This is a genomic window from Prevotella amnii CRIS 21A-A, from assembly GCF_000177355.1.
Classification (GTDB): domain Bacteria; phylum Bacteroidota; class Bacteroidia; order Bacteroidales; family Bacteroidaceae; genus Prevotella; species Prevotella amnii.
Genome location: NZ_ADFQ01000019.1, coordinates 38,802 through 50,126 on the forward strand (window position 1 = coordinate 38,802; position 11,325 = coordinate 50,126).

An 11,325-nucleotide genomic window follows, 5' to 3' on the forward strand; every position below is an offset into this window, starting at 1 on the left:
AATCTAATTAAAATATGTGCCACCGTGGGTTTAACTATTTACGTGTAGCATTCATCTCCTCAATCATCTGCTTTTTTAATGCAGTGAGTTCGTTCTCGATAACCTTACGTTCATCATCGTCTGTCGCTTCTTTCATTTCATCATAGAGACCGTCAATCTCTTTGTTATAGTCCTCGAAAATCTCATAGCGTGCATATTCAGGAGAGTTATAGAGAAAATCAATCTTCTCGGCATAGTCAAAAACACCATTGTCTGTGTCTTTTTCGTAATGCTTTATCCGTGCCTTTAGCTTGTCATGTTCCTCTTTTGCTCGGTAGTACTCATTGTTAATGGCACGCGACTCTGTGCGCTCATCTCCATTCTTCAAAATTCTATTGAGTAGCAAGAAACTTCTTGGGTCGTATTCTCTTTGCCCTGCAATAGTCTCTGCACTCTTAGTAAGTTTGTCAATGGTATTAGAGACACCACCGAAATAACCATTAAGAATGTATTCTACCTTTGCAGGATTGATGTCAATCGCCCCCTTTGTGTAAGCATCGCCTTTAGTTACCTCATTCAAAGTCTTAGATATTCCAACAAGGTATTTGTTAGCACTCTTGTAAGCCTTTGTCCATTCAGGCATATCCTTATTATAAGGAGTGGCTTTATAGAGAGGCATACCCGTCCAACTCTTATTGGTATAAACTTCAGCAAAAGGTTTTACTGCACTTGGTATAAACGCTTTCAAACCTCCTTCACCCTCTAAGAAATCTATAGGAAGAATCTGTGTAACCTGACCAGCAATGGCTCTGCCTAATTCTGTACCTGTGAAATGTTCCTTACCACTCATTGCGCTAACCATTAACTCGCCCATACCATATATAGCACGGTATTCTGTAGGTAATGGTATAGATACCCATTGGTCGCCAGCCTTAAACAAGATATTGCTACGTCTTACATATTCAGGTAAGTTCCAATAACTATTCTTGTTGTCATCGTCGCCGTCTCCCATACCCATTCCTGCTACCAAAGCACCGAGTATGAACATCGTTGCTGCTGCCGTAAATGCTTTTGCAGGGTGTTTCTTAAATTGTCTGCCAAAGTTTGTTGTTCCTTGTATGGCTGCATTCCAGAATACAAAGCCACTACGTCCAAATCCTGAAAGGAAAGCACTTGTATTGCCAAGTTTCGTCTGACCAACTGCTCTCATAAACTTTGCGCCACTGCCTTTCTTATTGAAATTCACAGAGATTTCCTTTGCATCATAGATAGAACGGTCAATTGTTCTTCCCATTTCTCGTGATGTGAGGAATGCTGCAAAACGTGCGCTGTTCTCAACTGCACGGTTGTACTCATCAAGTCTTTCACCAAATAAATTGATAGCCTTTTCTATACCAAGTTTTCCATTAGCACGCTTCAATTCTCTACGGATATCGTTCTTATGCTGTTCAATATCTCGTATATTGGCATAGCCTGTTTCGCCACCATTCATCATGAATTGATAGAATGAACGTTCGAGGTCGTTATCCATATTGAGCTTACCGTTTCTATGCTTGGTAAGAAGTATCTTTATCTGTACAGGATTGCATCTTCCAATGTTACGATGGAATCGCAACGCATAGTTTGGACTCTCCTTTACCCATACCATTGAGTTAGCATAAAGCATATCTCGAATGAAGTTCGACACAACAAAATCAGGGTTACGTGTTGTATAGAATGCGCTCAACTGTCTATTTACCATTTCACCAACTTTAAGAATAGCACCGATATAACCTGAATTGTCATTATCAGGATTAGTTTGTCCGTTAAGGGCTTGTGCTGCTCTTGGGTTGCCGTTAATAGTCAAGACATAATTTCTACCACCACGTTTAACAAGAACCTGATGCTGCTTCAAATCCCTACTTTCTACGACACGATACGGTACATTGATGGTATCCTTGCCATGCTTATACTTTTCGGGGTCTTGCTCTGCGAGTTCTTCCATACGTGCCTCAAAGTCTTGCAGCTTCTTTTCAACATCATCTGCTGAGTCTGTGTCTTCTATGTTATCAGGGAAGACTGGTTTCCACTCATCGGTTACATCGTCATGTTTCAACCATAAATCACTCACACTAACAAGGTCGCTTGGGTGGTTAAGAGCAAAGTTTAAGAATTTCTGCTTTACCAGTTTATTCCTATTACCTTGTGTTATCGCACTTTCTGCCATACTTTGTATGTTTGCAAATGGGTCATCTGCTTTTGAAGTACGACCCTTTGCAACCTTAATCGGAGCATTAAAAGCACTTTGACGATGAGTAAGGTATGCGTATGCTTCGCTACTTGTCTTTTCATCAAAGCCACGAAGTGGAATATAGAACTGATACATACTCTTTATTTTGTCGTATGTGTCCTTATTCATCATACCGCACTCATAACTTTTTGATAGAGTGGCATTCGTAACATCGTTTACCTTTTTCCATAACGCTGTTGTATCATTGTTCTGCTCGTAATCTGCAACCATTCTTCCAGCCTCCGCTTCAGCGTCTTCCACTGTATCTGTTCCGGTCAAGGCAGTGAGACCTGCATAATCACGTTCACGAGCATCTGCAAGATAATCATCAAAACTTTTTGTACTATTAGGGTGTGCCTGTTCATTTGCTTTGAATGCCTCAGTAGCATCACGTTCCGCCATAACTTGATTACGCTCCAAACCATGTTTTGCCATCATATAATCAACGAGTTCGGTGCGCTGCTTATCATTTTTAGCAAGTTTGGCAACTTCGTCAAGCATCGGTTGAAATACAAGGTGTGCAAAAGCATCTGCCTCAGCCTTATTGACAGAAGATAATCTATTTTCTCCTAAATAGGCATTCTCAAAACCTGCTATATCTGCAATATCCGTTTTCTTACCCTCGCCTTTTATAATAGCATCCATAGCCTCTTTAAGTCCAAGCATACTATCTTGTATAGCTTCCTGCGTTTGGAACATAGCTCTACTGACACGCTGCTCGTAAATATCACGAGCCTCAACTCTACCCTCTCCCTCACGTAACAAAACATCATCTTCCTCAACATTTTCTTCCGAAACGCTTGGGTTCTCAAAATCTTTCACTATCTTTGCTACAGAATTAAGGACTTGATTGTCTATTTCCTGTTGAGCATAATGTGATACTGAGGAGAGCCAATTAAGCCCTTTTTCTTTGTCTACCCATTGTAGGCTGCCATTTTCTACAATAGGATAAATGACATCACGTTCGTTACGTCCATGAATAGAACGTATATCATTAACCTCTAAGAACTCTTTGCCGTCTTGTATAGTCTTGTTCAACTCAATTGCTACACAGATATTTTTTCCATTGCGGTCTTTCATTTCTGTGAGTACACCTAAATTATTATCTGCACGTTTAAATACAAAAATAGGTGCTGACAAATGTTGTGGTAGATTATGTAAAGCACTTAAATCAACATCGTGTTTCTTTACGCTTGCCTTGGTTAAAATACGCTGGCGCATGACAATAGGTAGGTTTGGTAAGAAGTCAATCATTATTCCTTGTGGTAAGCCTAAATGCAACATTTCGTTGGTCGCCATATTCCCATTTAGATAGCGTTCAAGTTCTATGTTGAAGGCTTTATTTACCTGGTCCGACCTGTCCGACTTGTCCGCTTCTTGCTCTGCATAATTACCAACCTTCAACTCATACTGCTTTGCCACATCTTCTGCTTCTCCTAAGATACTGCGGTATCTTCCTGGCTCTTTTAGGTTCTGATAGCTGCGCCAAAGGATATAGCGAAGTTCGTTATCACTCAACTCGCCACCTTGCCAGTTTTCAAAACCAATAGAGTGGAGCAGCTTCATAAACAGTTGTTTTATCTTTGTCCAGAAACTATAAGGCATGCGCTCAAAGTCGGTTTGCTCTGCAAGTGATGCAAGGTATTCTTCTATCGCTGTGCGGAAGTCCCAGCCATTCTTGGTTGCAAGTTTTACAATTTCACGTCTAATCTCAGGCTCTGCTTTTTGGTAAACATTATCAAGGAATGTATCGAAATGGTCGCCAAAGAGTTTGCGCAAGCCATAATGTGCTACTGCTTCGTGCAATAAAGTTTTCTCTACATCTGCTATATTGGCATGATTAGGGATAACTATAGTTATCTTACCTGTACTCTTTGAGTAGAAACCTTTAGCGTTTGCACGCTTACCGTCTAACTGGCTGGCATCTGTAATCACTTCTACATTGTCAAGATGTAATATGTCTGCAAGCTCCCCTACACGATTAGTCATTCTACTACGTTCACGTTCGGCAAATGCTGCACGTTGCTTGGCTGTACGGTTAGACTTACCCAGCATTTTTACCCAAGGGTCGTTGATGAAACTCAACTCATAATCAGTTAATGTTCCCTGACCATCACGCATAAGGTCTTCTTCGTCTTCTGATGCTTCAGAAAGAGTAGAAACAGCCTCAACATCTTTATCCATTTCGGCATACTTCTTTTCTTTTTCCTCCATCTCCTGCTTCATCAGCTCGGTGTATTCCTCGTATTTCGCCTTAGCTTCTTCAAGTTCTTTTTCAAACTCAAAAGGCTTACCCTCTCTTGCTTGCATCTGCTTAAGTTCGGATTTATGGCGAGCTATGTTCTGCTCTGCATATCCAACGATATTCTCGAAATCATTACCATTAATAACATTTTTGGTAATATCCTCAATAGCATTGCGAAGCAAGCCACTCTTTACAGGTACATCTGTAAGACCTAATTCCTTTTGAGAATAAAACATCTTACGTGTAGCCTTACTAAATAGATTGATGCCCTGCGATATAGTTTCCTTAGCAACTTCTGTGCGTACAACAAAATCTAAGCCGTCAATATTTACATTGAGGCTACTCGTGTATGAGGCATTTGCACTATCCTTAACCTTTTCGCTCTCGTCTTTGACCTTTTTGTTATGCTCCTTTATAAAGTCTGCCATAGCTTCTACGCTGTCAAACTTCTGTTTGCCAATGGTTATAATCTTGAACTTACCATCAGGATAAGTTTTGCGAACAAGAGAAAGGTTCTTTTCATTTGTGTCCTTACGCTCCTGCTCCTGCTTTATCTGACCGTTAAGACGTGGTTTTGCGTTATGGATATACGTTTGGTCGGCTTCCCACTGACGCTTTCTGCTCTCAAACTTACGGACATTCTTCTCGGCTTGATTTTTCAGCATAGCATACTCGCTTCCTGAAAGTTGTGCTACGGTGTCTCCAAAAGCATCTTCTTCCTCTTCGAGAATACGGTTCTCCATACTGTTTGACATAAGCTGCTTGCCGTTCATAATACTGTCTGCAATAGCACCTTTAGTTTTCAAACGCTGATATGCAGTAACATCAAGACTGTCTTCAACGCCAAAACGAAGCACACGTACAGGCTTATTCATTTCCTTGTGAATATTGCCTTGTCTTAGAATACGTCCGTTACGCTGTGTGTAGTCCATAGGTCGGTTTGGTGCATCAAGATGTATAAGTGTATGCAAGCGTTCCTGAATGTTCACACCAGTACCGAGGGTGAATGTACTACCCATGATAACACGAACCTCCCCACGATTTACCTTGTCAAAGATTTCAAGTTTCTTCTTCACAGTCATTCCCGACTTCATTACAACAATCTGCTTCTCTGGAACACCTGCCTTGATAAGTTTCTCTCTAACATCTTCGTATAGATTGAAACCGCTCGCTTTGTTCTGATAGTTATCTGCAAAGATAGCAATAGTACCCTTATAGTCTGCCGTTTCTTTCAGAGTACGCAATGTTTGGCGCACAGCCTCATTGGTTTTGCTGTTAGCATCATCTTCTGCACTTGCATCAACCAAACGGGCATCCACGGCTGCTGCTTTGGCAATACCATACATAGTAAGTGGAATATGAGAATTCTCTTTCTTCTCCTTGCCACTCATATTGTCGTACTTTTCAAGCTCGCCCTTTACAAACTTCATGATACCACGTAAAGCCTTTGTCTGTGGCAGATAAAGGTCTTGTGCCTTTCCTGTCTCCATTTCAGGTATCTTATCGCTCACACCTCCTGCATCCTTTGTGCGAACAGTATCAGACACACTTGACCAAATACGCACGAGTTCAGGCAAGTCAATGTAACCTGCAAAACGGTTATTCTCTTTGAATTTGCCACTGGTGGTAAATTCCAACATCTGTTGGATATTACCGAAGTTGCGCACGAAGTCATCAAAGTAGTAGATACCATAGTCTTTCATTGTGTCGGCTGGCATCAGATAACGCATGAAAGTCCATATCTCTGCTGCTGTATTACTGATAGGAGTACCAGTAGCAAAGATAACATTACGTCCATAGTTCTTTTGCAATACGGCTTGTGTCTTCAAATAAACACCTTGCGACTTCTTTGAATACGATGGGTCTACACCCTTAACGCCACGCTGCATAGCTGTAGCAAATCCGAGGTGCTTGTATTCGTGAGCCTCATCAACGAGTAGGGCGTCAATACCCATATCGTCAAAGTTTTCCGTATCGTCTGTTCTTCGGTCGAGCATTTCACGTGCCTTTACCTCTGTATTCTGCTTAGTAACTGCACGCTTCTTCTCATCTTTTGCTGTACGCTTATCTGCGAGTTGTCCAGAGATAGATGCAAGCTCGTCTTCCAACTGTTGGATTTCTTTTTCTGCCTGTCGAGTAATAGGGTTGCGCTCTGAGTCATCAGCTTCTTTCATTTTTTCAAGAACAAGCATCTTCTCCTCTATCTTGTCTTTAATGAAAGCCATCTGACGCTCTTCGCTATCAGGAATAAACTCAAAGGTGGATTGAGGAACGACTATCATATCCCAATCGTTGTAACGTATCTTGGCATAGAAATTCTTTCTACCCTCTGCGCTACGGTCGCTATCCTCCAATGTGAGTATCTTTGCATTAGGATATAATTGCTTTGCACTGGCAACAAACTGACCAACGGTAGCATTCTGTACTACAATCATAGGCTTATGGGCTGTTCCCAGTCTGCGCATTTCCATTGCCGTTGAAATGAGAGTAAAGGTCTTACCTGTTCCTACCTCATGGGCAAGCATCAAAGGTTGCATAGTGCCACGTACTACCGCCTTTGCCTGATGAGGGCGAAGGGTAATACTGTGTGTTGCACCTCCAAAATGTTCTGGGATATATTCAGAAGGAATATCAACAGGGACATAATTATTGAAGAGGTCGTTGTAAACGGCTTCCATTCTTTCGGACATTGCAGGGTCGCTCTGCATCTTATTTCTTGCCCAATCCTTGAAGTTCTGACGGATTTCATCAATCTTAGATGCACAAGCCTGTGTAGCCTCCTTGTCTGTTATAGTCTCTTTGGAACCATCGTAATGTTTTTGTACCCTTGAAACTGAAATGGTCTTATTTTGGATAGCAGCCTCGATTAGCTTATGCCCATAAATATACTCATTGAATACCTCACTATGGACACCACTCGTACGGTTTTTATCATTGTTCAACCCCCAATCAGGTGCTTTCATGAACCATGTACCACCTGCTGCCGTAAACTTAACGTCAATACCAGTCTTCTCCTTTACATATTCGTCATAAAGTTCAGAAGCAATCCATGATGAACCGAGGTTAAATTCTATGAGGTGTGCAGGGATGCTGTTAGGAACGACCTCTTTAAGAGCCTTTATATTGCCATTATAAGTTCCATTTTCATTATTAGCCTCTGCCTGTTTCAATTTTTCTCTGACATTACCGCTAAGATATTGATAAGAAACGACTACCTGTTTGCACGTTGGGTCTTCAAAGCCTAAGCCACTGCTAATGATTTCCTTTTTCACATCGTCCTCACTCATGCTAAGTTGTGTACTGATATAAGGGATATCAATCTTGCCTGTCTTATAAATGCTAACAATAATACCGTCTTTTACGTTCTTAGGTTGAGGCTCAACGTCTTTCTCTATAACACGTTTGCTGAACACATCTGTCTTAATGAATTTCTGCACATGTTTTCCATCCTTGTCTCCTGTTTCCTCATATCTTTCAAGTGAGAATACATTAGGATAATCAATATCATTGCGCAAGAAAGCAATAGAAACATTCTTGTTAAGGTGTCCGTAAGTATTAACAAAGTCATCATAAGCCTTGTTGAGTTCGTCAAGTAAAGGCTGTAACCCCTTATCGTCTTCATTCTCTGACTGATAATGCAATACATCATCTAAGGCTTTTTTAATAGCAGTATAAGCCTTAAAGCATTCTTCCTTTGTGTGTCCTTTTACCTTATTTGTATTCAAATTAAGTGGAACGGCTTGTCCCAGTTGAGCAACACAAAGCTTACCGTCCTTGTTGATAAGCATGCTTCCCTCCTTGACATCATCGCCAAGCTCTTCATATACTACATTGACAGGCATTTCCTCTTTCTTTACCTGTGCTTCATCTTTCATGTGAGCAAAAGAGTTCACGAAATCTTGCAACATCTTCTCTTGTTGCTTATCACTCGTTGGATAAAGTCCTTTTGAGGTAGCACGATAGGTATCGCCATGCTCGAAAGCAAACTCCATCTTACCTGCCATCATTTCAGGGTGTTCAATGAAATACTTATTGTAATCCATTGACAAGTGTTTGATAACAGAAACATACGTGCCTTTTATCTTCTTTTCTTCCCCAGTATTATAATCAACGCTGCGCTCACCTGTTACAGTGCTAACATCAATAGCATTAGGAGAAACCTTTCCACCTACACGCTTTCTGATAACAATAATATCAGATGTTACACCAGTACCACCAAATGTTTTATTGTTGAGTCGGAATGCCCCGATAACATCTGCCTTACCATCGCTAACCAGCCAATCACGCAACTTCTGTGAGTTATCAAGTGTACCGTTTGAAGATATAAAGATGCCGATACCGCCCTCACGCAATTTGCGTACATTCTTTGCAATACAGAAATCATGAATGTTGTGAAACTTCTTTGACAGGTCGCTATCTCCTGTTGTGTCATTCACACGAAGCCCTGTTACAAAAGGCACATTGGTAATAGCTAAATCTACACTACCATTTGGTACTCGTGTTTTTTCAAAGCCCTGTATCTCAACATTAGCTTCAGGATACAGAAGTGATAAGATATTGCCAGACGTGCCGTCAATCTCTACGGCTTGTATATGGCTATTATCGCTAATCTCCATAGGCATTTGCCCTATTATATTACCGATACCTGCCGAACCCTCTAAAACATTGCCTCCCTTAAATCCAAGTTGTTTTGCTACGTCCCATAACGTATCAATAACGTATGCTGGTGTATAATAAGCACTATTGGCACTCATTACGGCTTGCTCGTATGCTTCTGCACCTAACATTTGTTGTAGTTTGAGAGAAATAGGTGTACCTATAGAGAAAGCTTTTCCAAGACCACCCCAACCACTAAACTTTCTAAGCACACGCATTTTTTCGGGAGTTGCTTTTTCACCACTCTCGACAAGGTCGTTAGCTAACTCAATAGCCTTGATGTTAGCTTCTATACGTGCATCAACGGATGTAGGCGCATAGTCTACACCACGCTCAGCATGATTATTAGAAACGTTTAATCTCGATAAGCGTCCAGTGGGTCGTCCAGTGCTGCTGAGTACTTCTGCATTTCCGCTCTGTACTCCGCTATCTCCTTGTCGCTCAGTCCTGCGTTCTGTAGGATTTGCGTCCAGTTGTCCCGGTTCAGCTGTCCTGCGCCCAGAAGATTCTCGTGGCGAAACTCCATCATCGCTTTTTCTATTCTCTCTTCGAGTTCTTTGGTTATCTTCATTGTCTTGTGATTTTGGTTCGCTTTGTGAGAACAAATCTCCGAAAAGGTCATTCTCTACCTGCGAAGATACATTATTTTTCTTTTGGTTGCCACTTTTTGGCTGATTTTCTTTCTGTGGAAGCTCCTTTTCCTCTTTTGTAGAAGTAATAGGCTGAATGTCTTCCCATTCTACCAGCTCATACATTACAGGTGTTAAACCAGTATCAAGGACAGGTTTACCTCTATCAATGTCATAAATGGTTGCTGGCTCGCCCTTATACATAACCTTATCGCCTACCTTAAAACCATTGATGTCTGTGGTAGTTTTATCTTCCTCTATAGGTTCAGCATGGCTTGCAATAATTTCTGTATCTGCTGCTCTTTGCTCATTTTCTTCATTGTTTTCTATGTTTAATGTTTGGTTATTATTTTCATTAGTGAATACATTTTTCGCAAAAGAATGTGCCTCTTCGGGTGTGGTGAAAACAAAACCATTAACCCCACGGAACGAAGAGTAGTAACCATTATTCTCTTTAGCTTCTCTCTTCTGTCCCATGAAAACATTACGGTCTACATGCTCTTTTCCACGTACAACCCAAATATCAACATCTTTCTTGTTGTTGTGCTGCTTAGTGATAGAGTACACATCGTTATCAACATCGCCAGTCTCTGTTGTCTGTTTGGCTTCCTCCTGTGCGTTATGCTCAACAGTAGCCTCATTACTAACCTGCTCTGCGGTATCGAATACAGTAGGCTTTACCTCTTCGCCATCATTACCGATAGTAGCTACATCAAAGGCACTAACATCACTATAAGAGGTCATTTCCTTAGATAGTTCTGTCATCTCTGGTAAATCTCTTGCACCGTTGTAGAATGCTTTGAGATATGGACGAATTGCGTCTCCAAGGTCAGAAATCATTTCCTTTGCATAGGCTCCAAAGGCACGTGCGCCATTCTCTATATGATACACTGCCATTTCTGCACCGATAGCCAACATCTCAGGGTCTACACCTAAATTAAGCTGACCCAACTTAGAACGCATACGCTTCTTTAGCTCTTCGTAGCGTTCATTAGATACAAGACGCTTGCCGCCTTTATCCTCAATAGGATGCTGTACATTAACATCCCCCTCTGTTTTAACAGAAGTATATTCTGCAAACGCTTTTGTCTTGCGTTTACTGCTATCAATCCACTTCTTGAATTCTTCCTTGCTAACTTCTGTAATGTTGCCCAAGCCTTGCCATCCCTCTTCATAATTAGAAAGGTATGCTTTCCTTGCGCTCTCCATGTCAGAGAATCCGTACATTACCTTATGTTCATCGAAAGAACCATCTTTATTTACTTGGTCTACAACAAAGACGTTACCCTCTGTTGGGTTATCTGACAAGAAGATGTCGATATGATCACCATCAACACTTTCCGTACCTCGAATGTATCCGTAGGTGTTATGCATCTCGGTTTCCCATTCCTTGCCATTTGCGTCCTTACCACGACGAACACTACCCTTAGGCTGTTCAATAGTGACATTGAAACCATCTACCTTGATATGACCTTTCTTGTAGTTGCCAGCTTCTTTCTGTGCTTCAGTCGGATTGGTATCAACCTTTGCTTCCTCCTTTTTGCGTG

At 41.3% G+C, this 11,325-nt stretch carries 1 protein-coding gene; it reads right to left on the minus strand.

Annotated elements, in window-relative coordinates:
- Positions 1–34: 34 nt before the first annotated feature.
- A partial coding sequence (locus HMPREF9018_RS11215) for an LPD38 domain-containing protein (RefSeq protein ID WP_008447507.1) occupies positions 35–11,325 on the minus strand: 11,291 nt, incomplete at its 5' end.